Annotated in this window: 11 protein-coding genes; 4 read left to right on the top strand and 7 right to left on the bottom strand. The window is 61.3% G+C overall.

Going from position 1 to position 17,608, the window contains the following annotated elements; genetic code table 11:
* Positions 1-3 precede the first annotated feature (3 nt).
* The 3 genes from ACA046_RS26635 to ACA046_RS26645 are packed head-to-tail and all read right to left on the bottom strand — an operon-like array spanning position 4 to position 2,994.
* Positions 4-903 carry an alpha/beta hydrolase gene (locus ACA046_RS26635; RefSeq protein ID WP_459029412.1) on the bottom strand — a complete coding sequence of 300 codons (900 nt, stop codon included), beginning with the start codon at positions 901-903 and terminating at the stop codon, positions 4-6.
* Complete coding sequence (locus ACA046_RS26640; RefSeq protein WP_076015437.1) at positions 903-2,297, bottom strand: aspartate aminotransferase family protein; 1,395 nt, start codon at positions 2,295-2,297, stop codon at positions 903-905. The genes ACA046_RS26635 and ACA046_RS26640 overlap by 1 nt, the downstream gene beginning before the upstream one ends.
* Positions 2,290-2,994 (bottom strand): MtnX-like HAD-IB family phosphatase, encoded by a 705-nt coding sequence (locus ACA046_RS26645; RefSeq protein ID WP_076015438.1) that lies wholly within the window; start codon positions 2,992-2,994, stop codon positions 2,290-2,292. The genes ACA046_RS26640 and ACA046_RS26645 overlap by 8 nt, the downstream gene beginning before the upstream one ends.
* Before the next feature lie 230 nt (positions 2,995-3,224).
* Between ACA046_RS26645 and ACA046_RS26650 the strand changes: the two genes are divergently transcribed.
* Entirely contained in the window at positions 3,225-3,995 is a 771-nt protein-coding gene (locus tag ACA046_RS26650; protein ID WP_497675285.1) for a MipA/OmpV family protein, read from the top strand.
* Positions 3,996-4,842: 847 nt separating this feature from the next.
* Here the strand turns inward: ACA046_RS26650 and ACA046_RS26655 are convergent.
* Positions 4,843-5,499: a DsbA family oxidoreductase gene (locus ACA046_RS26655; RefSeq protein ID WP_459023534.1), complete on the bottom strand. Its 657-nt coding sequence runs from the start codon at positions 5,497-5,499 to the stop codon at positions 4,843-4,845.
* 62 nt (positions 5,500-5,561) lie between these two features.
* Positions 5,562-6,581, bottom strand: a complete 1,020-nt coding sequence (locus ACA046_RS26660) for an alpha/beta fold hydrolase (protein ID WP_076015616.1) — start codon at positions 6,579-6,581, stop codon at positions 5,562-5,564.
* 203 nt (positions 6,582-6,784) lie between these two features.
* On the opposite strand from ACA046_RS26660, the gene ACA046_RS26665 reads away from it, so the two are divergent.
* Positions 6,785-12,358 carry a dermonecrotic toxin domain-containing protein gene (locus ACA046_RS26665; RefSeq protein WP_497675286.1) on the top strand — a complete coding sequence of 1,858 codons (5,574 nt, stop codon included), beginning with the start codon at positions 6,785-6,787 and terminating at the stop codon, positions 12,356-12,358.
* Positions 12,359-12,455: 97 nt separating this feature from the next.
* On the top strand, positions 12,456-13,373 hold the full coding sequence (gene metR / locus ACA046_RS26670; protein WP_017480097.1) for a transcriptional regulator MetR: 918 nt from the start codon (positions 12,456-12,458) through the stop codon (positions 13,371-13,373).
* Positions 13,374-13,637: 264 nt separating this feature from the next.
* Here the strand turns inward: metR and ACA046_RS26675 are convergent, their stop codons facing one another.
* On the bottom strand, positions 13,638-14,048 hold the full coding sequence (locus ACA046_RS26675) for an NUDIX hydrolase (protein WP_459023539.1): 411 nt from the start codon (positions 14,046-14,048) through the stop codon (positions 13,638-13,640).
* 48 nt (positions 14,049-14,096) lie between these two features.
* A complete protein-coding gene (nosR, locus tag ACA046_RS26680) occupies positions 14,097-15,443 on the bottom strand; it encodes a response regulator c-di-GMP phosphodiesterase, NosR family (protein ID WP_459023541.1) in 1,347 nt (448 codons plus the stop codon).
* A 258-nt stretch (positions 15,444-15,701) separates the two neighbouring features.
* Between nosR and ACA046_RS26685 the strand changes: the two genes are divergently transcribed.
* Positions 15,702-17,576: a putative bifunctional diguanylate cyclase/phosphodiesterase gene (locus tag ACA046_RS26685; protein WP_497675287.1), complete on the top strand. Its 1,875-nt coding sequence runs from the start codon at positions 15,702-15,704 to the stop codon at positions 17,574-17,576.
* Positions 17,577-17,608 lie beyond the last annotated feature (32 nt).

The following is a 17,608-nucleotide window of genomic DNA, read 5'->3' on the forward strand; positions in this document are numbered from 1 at the left end:
GCGTTAAACCAGACAGAACGCGTTTTCGTTCACGTCCTTCGCGAGCACGCTCGCTCCTACAGGGGCAGCGTGTTGCTCGACAAACTCGACACTCAACTCGATCACTCGGCGGTATTGCAGGTCGACGGTGATCATGTGGTAGCAGTTGTCCAGCAGGATCTTGGTCACGGGGCCGCCGAGGTGGCGTTCCACGTAATCGGCGTTCCAGCGGCTGGTGATGTCATCCTCGATGGAATGCAGCACCAGGGCCGGGGTCTTGATCGACGGCATGAGCTTCTTGACCACGGCGTTCATCCAGTGCAGCTCGCGCACCGTGACGCCCTCCATGGTCAACAGCCCCGCCTCGCTGCTCTCCCCTTCCTTCATCTGCCGCTCGACGATAGCCCGAAGGCGCTCGTTCTTGATGCCATAGGGCGGTTTCTCAGTGAAACGGAATAGGCGCACACCGAAGGGAATGCGGATCAGCAAGGGCGTGATGAATGCCATCTTGTTGATGCTCCAGCCGTCGTACTTCAACGTGGTGGAGTACATCAACAAGCCCGCGACCTGGCCCGGGAACTGCGACGCCACGTACATCGACATCACCGCGCCCATCGACAGACCGCCGACAAACACCTGCTCGTGGCGCTGTTTCACACCAACGAACGTCTTGCGTACGCCCTCGTACCAGTCCTGCCAGCCAGTGGCTTGCAGGTCGCTGTTGTCCCCGCAGTGCCCGGCCAGGGTCGGCACGTACACCGTGCAGTTACCGGCCTTGGCCAAACCCTGGGCCACCCGACGGAGTTCCGTCGGGGTGCCCGTCAGGCCGTGGATCAACAGGATCCCGACCGGACCGCTACCGAGAACGAAGCCGGCAGGACCTTCACCGAGGTCGATCTCGACTTTTTTTGAAACAGGCGGGATCACCGTTTGGTCGCTCGCACAAGCAGTTGCTCGAGCAGCTTCAGGCCCAGGTCGATTTCCGGGTAGCTGATTTCCAGCGACGGTGCCAGGGTGATCACGTTTTTGTAGTAGCCGCCCACGTCGAGGATCAGGCCTAGTTTCTGACCGTCAACCACCATGTCGCCTTTCATGCCTTCGTCGACCATGAAATCCAGGGTCGCCTTGTCCGGAGTGAAGCCGTCCGGGCCGCAGATTTCGCAGCGCAGGGCCAGGCCCAGGCCGTCGACGTCGCCGATGATCGGGAAGCGCTTTTGCAGCTCTTGCAGGCCGGCCAGGAAGTATTTGCCCTTGGCCATGACCATAGCGCCGTAGTCGACTTCGCTGGTCATCTTGAACATTTCCAGGCCTACCGCGGTGCCCAACGGGTTGGACGCGAAGGTGGAGTGAGTGGAGCCTGGCGGGAAGATCTTAGGGTTGATCAACTCTTCCTTGGCCCAGATGCCGCCCAGCGGGTTCAGGCCGTTGGTCAGCGCCTTGCCGAAGACGATCACGTCTGGTTTGACGTCGAAGTGTTCGATCGACCACAGCTTGCCGGTACGCCAGAAACCCATCTGGATTTCGTCGACGACCATCAGGATGCCGTGCTGGTCGAGGACGTGCTTGAGTTCGCTGTAGAAGTTCATCGGCGGGATCACGTAGCCGCCGGTGCCCTGGATCGGCTCGACGTAGAAGGCTGCGTATTCGCACTGGTTGGTTTTCGGGTCCCACACACCGTTGTATTCGGTTTCGAACAGACGGGCGAACTGCTGCACGCAGTGGCTGCCGTATTCTTCCTTGGTCATGCCTTTAGGGCCGCGGAAGTGGTACGGGAACGGGATGAAGTTGGCGCGCTCGCCAAAGTGGCCGTAGCGGCGACGGTAACGGAAGCTTGAAGTGATCGACGAAGCACCGAGGGTACGGCCGTGGTAGCCGCCTTCGAAGGCGAACATCAGGCTCTTGCCGTTGGAGGCGTTACGCACCACTTTCAGGGAGTCTTCGATGGACTGCGAACCGCCCACGTTGAAGTGCACACGACCGTCGAGGCCGAACTTTTTCTTGGCGTCGACTGCGATCATTTCCGACAGCTCGATCTTGCCTTTGTGCAGGTACTGGCTGGCGATTTGCGGCAGGGTGTCGATCTGCTGTTTCAGCGCGTTGTTCAGGCGCGGGTTGGCGTAACCGAAGTTAACGGCCGAGTACCACATTTGCAGGTCGAGGTAAGCCTGGTCTTCGGTGTCCCACACATAGGAGCCTTCGCAACGGCTGAAAATACGTGGCGGGTCGATGTAGTGAACGGTGTCGCCGTAGGAGCAGTACTTGGCTTCTTTATCCAGAAGAACCTGGTCTTCTGCGGTAGCGATGCGGATATCAGACATGGTGGAAGAGTTCCTGATTGTCAGAAGAGGTGCTGAAAGAGTTAGCGTTGGCGGCGATGCCCTGAGGCAGCTTGGCCAGCAATGCCGGCAGTTCGGCGAAGGTGTCGAACCGCGCGTAAGGGATGTTGTTGGTTTCGCAGTAGTCAGCCAGGCTGGCCTTGGCAAAGACGAAGTCGGCGGTGGAGGCCACGCACATGTCGGACTTGCCGTCACCAATCACCAGCACGCGCTTGTTGCGCGGCGTGGACTTGCACTTGCAGTTGCCGGAAGCAGCACGGCAAGCGTCGCTGGCATACGGGAAATCGATGCGCCAGCTGTTCTGGTCGACCTGGCGCAGGCGGTTGGCGAGGATCGGCAGCAAGGTCACGTAATTGCGCGAGAGAATCCGCGCGATGCCTTGTTCGATGCCATCGCTGACCACTTCAATGGAAGCGCCCAGGCCCATGACGTGATCGACGAAGTCCGGGAAGTCCGGGTCGATCTCGACGCTGTCGAAGTACGCCAGCAACTCGGCCGGGGTCGCTTTGATCAGCGCCAGTTGACGGCTCAGGCATTCGCGCGAACCGATGTGCCCGTCCAGCCATTCCTGTTCGATGGTTTCCCACTCGGGGCCGGCGAAGCGTTGGAGGACGTTGTCGATGACGTCGGTGGGGGTGATGGTCCCGTCGAAGTCACACACGATATGCCAGTGGATCATCTGCATTTACCTATGAAGTAGGAGCGCGCTGTTGCGCTTGCAGAGTGCTAGAGCATGGACTGTGCCAAGTGCTCGCACCCCCTGTTTTCAAAGGGTTTGGCGGGTATTTGCGTTTGGTTGTGTCGGAACTGGCTACAATTTTTGTAGCTTGCTACAACCTAGATGAGTGCTTGCCTAAGGCCGGGTGTTTGCGCGTTCATGCGCGCATGTTCACAAAAGGAAATGGCTCCATGTTCAGGGTTACTTTTGCTGTATTCGCCGGTTTGCTGGGGCTGTGGGGCGTTTCGGGCGCTGCGCTGGCAGACGGGATTACCGGTGAGGCCGGCGTGGGTGTCAGTTACCAGCCTCATGATCCGACGGGCAGCCGCTACGAAACGCGGCCGATTCCTTATTTCGATCTGGATTGGGGGAGCGTCAGTCTGGGTACCGACGACGGGCTGACCTGGAGTGCCCTGAATACCCATGGCTTTACTGCCGGGCCTTACATCAACTACTTGCCGGGGCGGACGGCCAATGGGTCGCTGCGGGGCTTGCGTGATGTTTCGGATATGGCCGAGGTTGGAGGCTTTATTCAGTACGCTCCGGCTGATTTCTGGCGGGTGTATGCACAGGTGGGTCAGGCCGTGGGCGGGGCGCGTGATCAAAGCGGGGTTGTGGGGAAGCTCGGCGGGGAATTGGGGTATCCGTTGGGTGGCGGGATTATTGGCAGCACCGGTTTGATGGCAAATTTTGCCGATGCTCGGCAGGCGCAGACGTTTTTCGGGGTTGATGCCAACGAGGCTGCGGCTTCGGGGTTTCGGCCGTATAACGCCAGTGCGGGGTTTCAGAACCTGACGTTGACGCAGAGTTTTGAGATTCCCCTGGACGCGAAGTGGTCGCTGTTGACCAGTGCCAGTTGGGTTCACTTGGTGGGGTCGGCGGCCAACAGCAGCATCGTCAAGGAGACCGGGGATGTGAATCAGGGGCAGGTGCAGACTGCGATCAGCTATAAGTTTGATTGAGCTGGGGGGGCATATCCGTTGCTGCGGTAACGGCTGCTGACGGTTCCGCTCTTACAGCGGCTCACTTTTGAACAGCGCAAAAGTAAGCAAAACGCTCTTGCCCCACCACTCGGCTCCTCGCTTAGGCTCGGAGTGCCCTCACTCCGGCTTTGGACCGTGGGCCGCCGCGATGGGCCATCCTTGGCCCAGCGCGGCTAACCCGGCGTCCTGCCGGGTTACCCACGCTCCAAAGCCTGCGTTCGGCCAGCGTGGTTTAACGGGGCGCCTAAGATCAAGATCAAAAGCAGATCAACAGCACAGCGGCCTACAGGCCGGCTTGAGTGTGGTGAAGCAACAGCAACAGCAAAATCAGAAGCTAAAGCGGGCACGGTCCAAATGTGGGAGCGGGCTTGCTCGCGAAGGTCGTTAACGATGACGCTGGCATCCTGGTTCAACGCGGCGTTCTCAGGTTCTTCGCGAGCAAGCCCGCTCCCACAGAAAAGCAGCTCTGTTTTCGCTCTGGATCTTGCCTCTGCTTCTAACACTCAAGCCGGCCGGTAGGCCGCTGTGCTCTTGCTTTTGATCTTGATCTGACTGCCCCATTCAGCCCGAGGCCGAACGCAGGTATTACGGAGCGGGTAAACCGGCAGGACGCCGGTTTACCCGCTCCGGGCCATGGATGGCCCGTCGCGGCGGCCCGCTTCGCGGTGCCGGAGTGAGGGAACGCCGAGCCTAAGCGAGGCGCCGACAGGCGGGGCAGAGCGTTTTGGTTACTTTTGACTGGGCCGGCATTCCGGCTTTTCAAAAGTGACCCGCTGTAAGAGCGGAACCATAAGTAGCCGTTACCGAAGAAACGGATATGCCCCCATCACCCCCTGCCAGCCTCACTGATAATCTGCCGAATCGCCCCGACAAACGCCTCAGCCGGCTGCCCACCACTCACCGCATACTGATCGTTAAACACGATCGTAGGCACAGAAGTCACCCCGCGAGACACCCACAGCTGCTCCTGCTCACGAACCTCAGCGGCGTATTCACCTGAGGCCAGGATCGCCTCAGCCCGTACGCGATCCAGCCCAACACCCTCGGCAATCCCCGCCAACGTCCCGTGATCCGACGGGTCCTGCTGATCCGTAAAGTACGCCTTGAACAGCGCCTCCTTGAGGTTGTACTGCAACCCCTCAAGCCCCGCCCAATGCAACAAACGATGCGCATCAAACGTGTTGTAGATACGACTCTGCCCATCAGTACGAAACGCAAACCCCAACGCCGCGCCCATATCACGAATCCGCGCCCGGTTAGCCTGGGACTGCTCAGCCGTGGAGCCGTATTTCTCAGTGATGTGCTCAGTAATGTTCTGCCCTTCAGCAGCCATGTTCGGGTTCAGCTCAAAAGGCTGGAAATGAATCTCGGCCTGCACCTCCGGGCCCAGTTGGTCCAGGGCTTCGGTCAAGCCACGCAGGCCGATAATGCACCAGGGGCAGGACACGTCGCTGACGAAATCGATCTTCAGGGGAGTACTCATGACTAGGCAACCTCGCTGGCATTAAACGCCGGAAAGGTCCCACGATACACCCCGTCAAGCCCTTACAAAACCTTCGCAGGTACCACCGGGTCGATCTGCGCCCAATGCGCCGCATCCTCACGATGCGCTTGCAAATAGGGCAAAACCGCCGCCAGCAACGGCGCCTTGAACGCCTCCTGAAAGCGATGAGCCAGCCCCGGAATCAGCCGCAACTGGCTGCCCTGGATATGCGCCGCCAGGTGCACGCCATGCATCACCGGCAACAGCGGGTCGGCGGTGCCGTGCACCACCAGGGTCGGCACCCGCAGCTGGTTGAGCAGCGCCACCCGGCTGGGCTCAGCGAGGATCGCCATGATCTGGCGCTTCACACCCTCGGGGTTGAACGCCCGGTCGTAAGACTGCGCCGCCTGCTGCAGCAACACCTTGCGATCATCCTTCACATAAGGACTGCCCAGCGCCGCCAGCAGGTCGGCCTGTTGTTCCAGGGCCACTTCACGATTGGGCGCGCTGCGCCGTGACAACAGTTGCACCAACGCCGCACTCGGTGCCGGCAGGCCTTCGGCGCCGGAGCTGGTCATGATCAGGGTCAGGCTTTCCACCCGTTGCGGTGCCATGGCCGCCAGGTGCTGGGCGATCATCCCGCCCATGCTCGCGCCCAGCACGTGGAATTGCTGAATGTGCAAGCCGTCCATCAAGCCCAACGCGTCGTCGGCCATGTCCGTCAGGGTGTAGGGCGCCGCCACCGGCAGGCCGAGTTTGTAGCGCAGCACTTCGAACGTCAGGTTGGCGCTGGCCGGTGCCTGGCGCCAGGTAGACAAGCCGACATCACGGTTGTCATAGCGAATCACCCGAAAGCCCTGCTCACACAGGGCCACCACCACTTCGTCCGGCCAGTGAATCAACTGCCCGCCCAAGCCCATCACCAGCAACAAGGCCGGGTCGGAGGCACGACCAATGCTTTGGTAGGCCAGGCTCACCTGTTCCAGATCGACCCGTTGGGTCGGCACATTTACATCACATCGAGAAGCCGCAAAGGACGGCAGGCCGAACAAGAGAGCGGCCATGAAAAACAACACGCGCATGAAAAACACCGAAACGCAGAACCCCAGTAGAGCGCGAGTCTGATGAACTTTGTACAAGCGCGCTGCCACAGTTCAGTGACAGTTTGATGAAGGGCGCCCAACGGTCATCCGCGTATCTATCTATCACCTCACGCCCTGGCCCCGCCTCTTTAATGGCGCATTCACCGGCAAGCCCGGTCTCACCAGAGCATGAACACACCATCATGAGTGACCTGACCCTACTTCCCCTGTTCACCCTGAGCGACTTCGCCTCGCCGTCGCTTACAAGCCAGGCTCCCCGCCAGGACCTGAGCCTGTCCCTGCAGGCCACCGCGCGCTGGCGCGAAAGCCAACAGGAACTGCATGAACTGATCGCCCAGGCACCGGGCGTACGCGACTCCATCGAACACCTGCTCAAAGAGCATCTGCGACTGGGCACCGCACCGGTCGGCCTGGGCTTTCTCAAGACCGAAGAACACGACGAGCACTTCGTCAGCCTGGTGGATGCCTGGGGATTTATCTGCCAGTTTCCAGACATCTCTCCAACACTGGATGCCCGTAGCACCCCAGCCGGCCTGGCGTCCCACGCCCTTTCAGCCCTCACACCGGTACAACTGCTGGAGCGCCTCAAGGCACTGAACCTGAGGCAATTGCTCAACGCTCGCTGGGACAACTACTGGAATACCCGGGCGCCCCGTACACCGGTGTCCCGTCGCGAGCGGGCGGCGCAACTGTACTGCCAGCATTTCGAGGCATGCGGGCAACTGGCCTACGCCCAAGGGCAACTGAGCTCCGAACAGCTCCTGTCGTTGCAGGCAGTTCTCAACCCCGTCACAACCGCCAACGGCGCACGCCCCGTCGAGACATGCCAACTGGCGTTGTTGCTGCCTGACCAAAGCAAAGTCAAATTGCCCGGCGCCTGGGTTATTTCCGTGGGCCAGGAGCCGTTGTTGACGCAAACCCTGTACCTGCCCTGCCGCCAACCCGGCGTGATGGTGTTCAGCCAACGCAGCGACATGGAGCAGTGGTTGACCGCAGCAGCCCAACAGTTGATCCCGCCCGATGTCGCGCCTGGCACCGTCACGGTCGAATACAGCCCGCGCACCGAAGCGCTGGAGCACGGCATTCTGGACCTGCTGTCGCACCTGCACACGGCTCAGTTGGAAAGCTTGCGCAATCGTCATCGCAATGGCAGCGACCTGGCCCGTTATGCCGGCCTTGCCCTGGACGATGCCGACCGGCTGGATCGCCAGCGTCGGGAAATCCCGGCACTCATCACGCCGCCCCAACAAGCCCATACCCCCGACCCGGACGCTGACGACCTTCCGCCTCCTGCGCTCTTCGGCCACCTTAGCGCCGACATTGCCCTGAGCGAGCGCTGGGCTGCAATCAAGCATCAACGCACTGCTCTGGAACGCTACCTCGCCGATGGCCCGGAGCAGGCGCCCCGGCTGGCGCAGTTGGAGGTCTTGATGCAGGCCCTGAAGGACGCAGAACAGACCGGCAATGCTGCTGCCAGCGCCTTGGTGGCTAAAAAGGGCGCCCTGGATCAACTGGAGCTGCGGCATAAACCCAACCCGGACTATGACGCGCTCTATCAGGCGCGGCTCGCCACCTTGCGCGCCGAGGGCGCCATCCAGCACGCGCTCAAGCAGATCAGCGACGATGAACATCGCCTGCTCCTGGCGGTAACGGAACACGCCGATGCCCCTGAGCGCCGCTCGGCCGTCGCGGTCACACGCCTGATGCTCTCCAGCCGCGACCCGAAGGAAGGTATCGCGGAGCTGACAGGCCTGTTGCTGATCACCCAGGCCAGTGCCCTGACCTCTTCGGCCGCCCACAGCCTGCTGCTGTACTGGCCCGGCCGTGCGGGGGGCCTGCAACGTTTCGAATCCCGCCAAGCCTTGGAACAATCCCTGTTCAAGCTGTCGGCCGAAGAGCACGACGTCACCCTGCAACTGTCGTTACTGACCGGCGACCCAATTGAATTCTCATTGCAACAACAGCTGTACGCCATCGAACAACAGGCTTATGCACTGATCTCGCTGTTCCCGGTGCCACCGTTCGCCCAAGAACGGGCCGAGGGCCTGGACAAGCTTCGAGAGCAGACACTATTCGCCCTGCAAAGCCCGGTGCACCGGGCGCGGGAGCTGGCATACGGACAACTGCTCGAGCAACAACGCAGCAGCACCCTGGCCGGATCCCTGCCTGCGGAGTTGAGTCATTTACCGGCAGATGAGCGCTTGGCGCTAAAACGCCTGATTCAGGCGCAGATCATCGCTCTGCATCGCTCGCAGCAGTTGCTCGAACGCGAGCTTGAACCCTTCGACGATTTCAGCCGGCGCCGCCTCGACCAGCGTCTGCGCGAAGACTTTCAGCTTGAGCACACCTGGTCAGTGCAACTGGACCTGCCCGACACCGTGAGCCAGCAGCGCGAACTCCTGCCCGAGTACGCCGGTCCAGGTACGCCGTTCAAGTATGTGACAGTCCCCAGTCCCAGCCGCAGCGCCATGCCGCTGTTTCAACTGGCCCAGCAAAACATCGACCCCTCATTGGCCCAGCGCCTGACCTATATGAAGGTCGATGTCACCGGTCCCGATACCACGGAAACCACCCGGCTGGCGGCCGGCCTGTCCCTGGCGTACGTGAAAACCCTGGTCAAGGAGCTCGACCTCGCCGGTGCCTACGAAAACCTGATCACCCGTACCTTTCTCGGTGATCCCGCTGCCCCGCTTTTCCGCACTCAGCACCGTCGCGAATGCCTGACAGAGCCCCTGCGCCTGATGCTCATGCTGCAAGGCAAACGCGCCCGGGCCCTGGGGCCATTCGACGACAACGATCTGCGAGTGCTGAACATTGCCATCGACGCCGACAGCGCTGACGCCTGGCAGGTGGAGGGCAAGAAAATAGTGTTGCTGCCGGCAACGTTGAGTGCGGGCGGTGCAGATACCGACTACGGCCCGACGACCCTGTCGGGCGTCACCTTCATCCAGGAACAAGTATCGGGCCGGACCCTGCTGTACCTGCCCAACAGCCCGGACAACGGGGACCTGCGAGGTTACCCGAGCCTGGAGCTGGCCCGCATGGCGCTCTACCACCGCAGCCTGGGCAGCGGCATGAGCGCCTATCTGGCCGGCCTGGCCATCAAGGGAAACACCACAGCCCATCTCGCCCGGATCGCCCAGGCCCAGCAGAAGAATTTCGACGGAATGTTTGCCGTCGGTACCCGCTGGCCGGTCACCACTTCGTTGGCCAGCCATCTGCTTAACACCCATATGGGCCGTGTGATAGAGGCGCATCGCGCAACCTCGCGCTCCAACGCGGCCTTGCTGCTGGAGCAGAATGCGCTACGCGCGGGGCTGATTTTCAACTACCTGAAAATCGCCCTGGGCCTGGTGCCGTTCGTCGGCTCTGTGATCGCCTTGTATGACGCCTGGTCCAGTGCCAACCTGGCGGTTGCCGCCTTCTTGCGCGGGGATGTCGGCCATGGCCTGGCAGACGTCGAGGCGGTGCTGTTATCGCTGATCGACTGCGCCATGGATATCCTGCCCGGTAGTCTTGCCCTGCCGACCAACGCGCGGGCCGTCACCCGCCTGCGCCAATTACGCCACCTGGGCAACAGTGCCGCAGGCCTGCACCTGTCTTCGGTCACAGCGGCGCAACGGGCGGTACAGCGCTTCGCCGGTTACGAATATCAAGGGGTGATCTCGCTGGCCGGGCTGCAACCTCAATCCCACGGTTTTTATCGCAATGTGTACCGACATGCCGACGGTGACTTCATCGTGCGGCGCGGGCGTATCTATCGGGTCGAACTGGCCGGTGACCCACTGGACTGGCGCCTGAGCCCGACCCGCAACAAAACCTACAAGCAGCCGGTTGCACTGGATGAAAACGGTGAATGGGATACCCACTACGGGGTCTACGGCACCGCATTCAAGGGCGGCCTCGCGGGTGGCGGCACCGTGCTTGGGCATATGGCCGACGTCCTTGACCCAATGTGGCCGCAGGCTGTTCGGGACTACTTGCCGCGCTGGTGGACCGATCGGGCCCTGCGCCGCCAGCGGGCACTGGCCAGCAGCATCAACAGTCGCGAAGACCTGATTACACAGTCCATCCACCGAACCGACGAACTGATCGCCCGCACCGACAGTGCGGGCCCCGCGATCCAGAAATCCTTCGAACAGGACATCGAACTGTACAGCCGCCAGTATCAGGAACTGACCGAGTTCGCGCCCTTCACCAGCGGCAACCGCCAGCGCGCGATCAGAGAGGACATGAGCCGCAATGCAGCGCGCCTGACCCTTACCACCTTGAACAGGGCGCGCTATCACTTCAAGCAGATCGAGGCGCGGGTACTGGAGCTTGAAACCCATAACATGACCGCTATTGCACCCGAGGTGTTCGACACCCCGGCGGTTGTTCCGGCCGTGTTGAACATCCTGCGGCAACGTAAAAGGGTCAGTACCGAGATTCTGCGCGACCTGGACATGATCGATGCCAACTTTTCCCAATTCAACCGCTGGTTCGAACAGGTGACTGACAACACCCACCGTGCCCGGCTGAGCCCGATGCTGGAACAATTCAGACGAGTGCTTAATGACAACTACCGCATGCACCTGAGGCTGGCACACCGCTTCGATACCCTTGAAGCGTACCCCGAGGCTGCCGAGCTGTCGTGGTTTTACCTGCGGGCCCAGTCCCGAGACAGCTACGCCAAGGTCAACCGGGCCCAGGCCTCGCATTTTGAACTGCCCAACGCCAGTGCCAACATTGGGCAGCGGCGCAAGGTGCTGGAAGACTGCATACAGGCCTATGAACAATTCCGGCTCACCATCCGCACCTGGAACCTCGGTTACCCGCAGCATTTCGACCAGACGCAACTCAGCGCGTTTTTCGTCGACATTGACCAGATGATCGGACTGGCCCGCCGCGCCCTCAAGGAGTCGCCGGCAAGCCGCCCACCGGCCGGGCAACCTGTCCGGCGGGTATTCGAAACCGAGGACAATATTTCCCTGGTAGGTACCGAGAGCATCGACCCGCAAACCCAAGCCACCACCTACCAGGTGGAGAGCGCCAGAGGACGGACCGAGACCTGGGTCAAGGGTCCCGGCGGCAAGTCCCGGCTCAAGGACAGTGCCGCCTCGGAGCCCGCGCCGCCGGAGTCCAACGTCAAGTCGTTCGTGGTAAGCGAAGCCAAGGCTCGCCTGGATAATGTTGCGCAGTACGAAAGCCGCGCCACCGCCTACATCGAGCAAAAAATGCTGCCGGTGGACCTGGAGCACCTGCTGGTCAGTGAAGCGGCCGAGTTGAACTTGCGGGCCAATCGCCTGGAACGCCTGGATCCCACCCAGGACCTCGTGCGTCAACTGCGTGCCAAGGCCACCGAGCTGACCATCAAGGGCCGCAACCTGCGGATCCGCCAGACCCTCGCCAGCAAAACCCCCACCGAAGGTTATTTGGACTACCTTCGCGAACAGCAGGTGGTGGATATTCGCAAAAGCGAGGCGGCCCGCAACCTCAATGAGGGCAAGAAAGGACGAGCAGATTATCTTCAGGAATACGTGGTTCAGGACCTGACACAAACGCCGCCTGCCACCCTGTGGTATGCACACTTCCACTACGACAAGGCCGGGGCGCAGTTCCACGACTTCATCAAGGCCCACTTGAAGATTCCCGAGCAGCGTAACCTGGGCCTGCAATGGCAAGTCGCCCAGGCGCAAGCCGGGGCCACGGTCGACCCTATCTGGCGCGGCAATATCGGACGACCGCTGGCCACCCGGCACTTTGCCGGGGTGTGAAGGCGGCGAGACTTGAGCACGGCGGTCGACAGGCATAACAACATGAGACAAACTCAACCGATCCGAATTTGTCACAAGTTATATTCATGGAGACCCCGTGCTCGAAATCCGCCATCTCAAGACCCTGCACGCCTTGCGCGAAGCCGACAGCCTGGTGGAAGCCGCTGAGCGCTTGCACCTGACGCAATCGGCCCTGTCCCACCAGTTCAAGGAGCTTGAAGAACGCCTGGGCATGCAGCTATTCGTGCGCAAAACCAAGCCACTGCGCTTCACCAGCGCCGGCCTGCGCCTGCTGCAATTGGCGGACGCCACCCTGCCCTTGCTGCGCGGCGCCGAACGCGACATCGCACGCCTGGCCGGCGGCACGGCCGGGCGTTTGCACATGGCCATCGAGTGCCATAGCTGTTTCCAGTGGCTGATGCCCACCATCGACCAATTCCGCGACGCCTGGCCGGAAGTCGAGCTGGACCTGGCCTCCGGCTTCGCCTTCGCGCCGTTACCAGCCCTGGCTCGTGGCGACCTGGACTTGGTGGTGACGTCCGACCCGCTGGAACTGCCGGGCATCACCTATGTGCCGTTGTTCACCTACGAAGCCATGCTCGCCGTGGCCAACCAGCACCCGCTGGCGAACAAGCCGTACATCGTGCCCGAAGACCTGATCAGCGAAACCCTGATCACCTACCCGGTGGAGCGGGATCGCCTGGACATCTTCACCCGTTTCCTGGAACCGGCCGACGTGGAACCGGCCCAGGTGCGCACCTCGGAACTGACGGTGATGATGATGCAGTTGGTGGCCAGCGGTCGTGGCGTGTGCGGCATGCCCCATTGGGCGCTGCATGAATACAGCTCCCGGGGTTATGTGAAGGCCAAGCGGCTGGGAGAGAAAGGCTTGTTCGCCACGCTGTACGCCGGGATTCGCGCCGACATGCTGGATGCGCCGTACATGCGCGACTTTTTGCTGACGGCCAAGGACACCTCGTTTTCGACCCTGGATGGGGTTAGCGCCGTACGCTGACGTGTAGCGGTTTCCTGTGGCTAGGGGCCTTTGTGGTGAGGGGGGCCTGTCCTGTGGTGAGGGGCTTGTCCTGTGGTGAAGGGCTTGTCCTGTGGCGAGGGGCTTGTCCTGTGGCGAGGGGGCTTGTCCCCCGTTGGGCTGCGTAGCGGCCCCAAAAAAAGCGGGAGCGCTACGCACTCCAACGGGGGACAAGCCCCCTCGCCACAAAGGCTCCCTCACCACAGCGCAACCCCACTCACCACAGACAAGCCGCCTAATCCCTGGTCAGCCGGTGATTAGCGAGGCGCGGTAGAACGGCAGAATCAAATCCCGGGTCAGCGGCGCGAGATGCAAATCGCCGTCGCCGGCCGGGTCGATCCAGCGCACCTCTTCAATCTCGGCAGCCGGTGTCACCGCCACGTCGATGTGCACCTGGAACAATTCGGCCTGCACCACAAACCCCGGCTCATTCGCGGCCGGGGCCGAAAACTGCCCAAGGTAAACAGCGGCCGCCGGGTCAATCCGCAGGCCCAGTTCTTCGTGCAGCTCACGGGCCAGAGCCTCGGCAGGTTGCTCACCGGCATCGATTTTGCCGCCTGGCTGCATGAAGGCCTGGGTGCCGCGCTTGCGTACCAGCAGGGTCTGGCCGTCGCTGCCGATCAGCAGGGCGGCGGCGATGCGAATGGTGGAGGTCATGGGAGGGTCGCCTTGAATACAAAGGCGCAAGGATCCCATGAACTTGCCTCAACCCGAAAGCAGCGCCTCATCCGGCTCCTTGATAAACACGCTGTACTTCGCGCCTTCCATGGCCTCGAACGCAATCAGTTTGTCCACCAGCGGCAGGTTCAGCACCTTGCCGGCGTTGAGCAGCAACATGCCGTTGTCGGCGTTGAGGTTGCGTGCCAACACCATGCCTTCGGCCAATTCGCGGGTGGTCAGGACCTTGACCGACGGGTCGCCCAGGGTCACGTCGCTGAGGAACGCAGCGCAGGCCTGGATGAAGTCCTCCACCATCTCCGGGTCGTACAGGCGCCCGGCGTATTTGCGGATGTAGAGCAGCGCTTCATCGCTGTTCATCTGCCGCTCAAGGATCAAGCCGCGTTGCAATTCGATGAAATCCACCGCCAGTTTCAACAGGCGCGAGCCCTCAGGAATTGCGTCGCCCTTGAGGTGGTCGGGAAAGCCAGTGCCGTCCCAGCGTTCCTGGTGATGGCGGATCAAGCGTGCCGCGTCTTTCATCGGTTCGAGGGTCATCAGCAACGATTCGCTCTGGGTCGGATACGCCCGATAACGCTCACGGTCGGTGCTGTGCAGCAGGTCGCTGGGAGAGACCATCATGCTGTCGCTCCAGCTTAACTTGCCGATGTTGTAGAGCGCGGCAGCCATGGTCAGGTCGCGTGCGCTGGCCTCGTCCATGGGCTGGAACTTGCAGTACACGCGGATCAGTTCGATCAGTTGGCGGTTGGTCTGTTTTTCCTTAGGCAGCCGCAGGTTGGCCAGCAGCGAAAACACCTCCGTGCCGGTCACGTAGCTGCGCTTGAGTTCATCGTAGGCCAGATCGAGCATGTCAGCGGTCTGCTGCAACTCGGAGGTGCGCGCCACCACGCGTTTTTCCAGGGTGGCGTTGAGGGCTTTCAACTGGTCGTTCTGCTCCCGGATCAACTGCTCAAGGCGCAGCCGCTCGCGCTCGGAATGCTGGTGCTCCAGGGACTGACGCAGGGTCAGGAGCATTTCCTCGTCATTCCAGGGTTTGCTGATATAGCGGTGAATCTGCCCTTCATTGATCGCCTTGATCATCATGCTCATGTCGGCGTAGCCGGTCAGGAGGATGCGCGTGGTGGCCGGGTACAGCCGGTGGGTCTCGGCCAGCAGCATCGCGCCGTCCATGGCCGGCATGCGGGCGTCGGTCATGACCAGGTCGATGGGCCGCGCGGCCATGATCTCCAGGGCCTGGGCGCCACTGCCGGCCAGTAGCACGTCGTAGGGTTGGCCGCGCAGCAAACGGCGCAGGCTGTTGAGGATCGACTCTTCGTCGTCGACCAGCAAAATCGTGGGGGTGTAGGGGGCAGTCGTAGCAAGTTGCTCGTCCATGGCGACACCTCCTTTCAATGACACAAAATTGCACCATTGCGCGCCCGTCGTCATCAATCGCTGTACTTGCTGGAGCATTGAGCGCTAGATGAATGCGGGGGTAACTGGCGTTGATTTGACGCCAACTGGCCGACTTATTCAAGGGAGCCAACTATGCTTGTGGCAAGAAGCCCATGACCGCCCCTGTTTATCGATGCACTTAAGGTAAGGAAGCCATATGCGCCAGAATATGCAGTTGAGCGCGTCCCGGAACCGCTCGTGAACCCGCGCTCCGAGAGGGCCAACCGGCGGATCCTGATCGTCGACGACACCGCGTCGATCCACGAAGACTTCCGCAAGATCCTCGAAGCCGACCCCAACGGCGGCCAATCCCTGGACAGCATCGAAGAGACCCTGTTCGGTACCGCCCCGGCCGCACGCCAGACGTTCCTGCTGGACTCGGCCTACCAAGGCCAGGAAGCACTGGACCTGGTGACCAAAGCCTTGGCCGCCAACACTCCCTACGCCCTGGTCTTCATCGACATGCGCATGCCGCCGGGCTGGGATGGGCTGGAGACCATCGAGCAACTGTGGGCTGTCGACCCCCACCTGCAAATCGCCTTGTGCACGGCCTACTCCGACTATTCCTTCGAAGCCATCGAAGCGCGCCTCAAATACGACGACCAACTGCTGATCCTGAAAAAACCCTTCGACAACCTCGAAATCCGCCAGATGGCCAGCGCCCTGACCTGGAAATGGCAGCTCGCACAGGATGCCGCGCTCAAGCTGATGGGCCTGGAGCGTACGGTGGAAGAACGGGTGCAGGAACTGCTCAAGGTCTCGCACCTGCTGCAATACGACGCCCTCACAGACCTGCCCAACAGCACGCTGCTGGGGGACCGGCTGACCCAGGCCATCGCCGCCTGCCGGCGCCATGACACCCAGTTGGCGGTGATGTTTATCGGCCTGGACCGCTTCAAACGCATCAATAACGCTCTGGGCCACCCGGTGGGCGATGAAGTGCTCAAGCAAGTCAGCCAAAGCCTGGTGGCGACGGTGCGCGAGTCAGACTCGGTATTTCGCTACGGCTCGGACGAGTTCGTGCTGATCCTCACCGACGTTCATCATCCTCAGCAAACCCAGCACATCGCTGAAAAAATCCTCAAGGCCGTCAGTCACATCCGCTACGTCGCCGGCCATGACCTGAGCGTCACCGCCAGCCTGGGCATCAGCATTTACCCCAACGACAGCTTCAGCGCCGTGGAATTGATCAAGAAAGCCGAAACCGCCATGCACGCCGCCAAGGATCACGGCCCGAATGACTTCAGCTTTTTCATCGATGACATGAACCGCCGCGCCCAGGAACAGCAAAGCCTGGAGACCGCGATTCGGCTGGCCCTGGAGCGTAAAGAGTTTGTGTTGCACTACCAGCCGAAACTGGACTTGAACAGCGGGCGAATCGTCGGCGCGGAAGCCTTGATTCGCTGGTACCAGCCCGGTCACGGCTGGATCTACCCGTCGGTCTTTATCCCGGTCGCCGAGGACAGCGGCCTGATCGTGCTCCTGAGCCAATGGGTGCTGGGCCAGGCCTGCGAGCAAGCGCAAGCCTGGCAGGCAGCCGGCCTGGCTCCGATCTGTATTTCAGTGAACATCTCGGCCATCGATTTTCGCCAGCGGGATTTTGTCGCCAACCTGGCCGCCATCCTCGAGCGCACCAGCCTCGCGCCAGGCTTGCTGGAACTGGAGATTACCGAAAGTGTGCTGATGCAAAACGTCGAAGACACCTTGGTGACCCTACGGGCGATCAAGTCCATGGGGGTGCGCCTGGCGGTGGATGACTTCGGCACCGGCTATTCCAGCCTCAGCTACCTGCGGCGGTTTCCGATTGATGTGCTGAAAATCGATCAGTCGTTCATTCGTGGCTTGAGTAAAAACACCCAGGACGCGCAACTGATCAGCGCGATTATCAGCCTGGGTAAAAGCCTGGACCTGAACATCATTGCCGAAGGCGTGGAGACCGTTGAGCAACTGAACTTCCTCAAGGCCCACCAGTGTGAAGAAGGCCAGGGTTTCCTGTTCAGCAAGGCCGTGGCCGCCGATGAATTCGCCCAGTTCATGCAAGCCGGGCGACGCACCCTGATGCCCAGCCAATAACCTTCTGCCCCAAGGAATCATCGCTTGAGCGA

It is taken from the genome of Pseudomonas sp. LBUM1641, assembly GCF_059716235.1.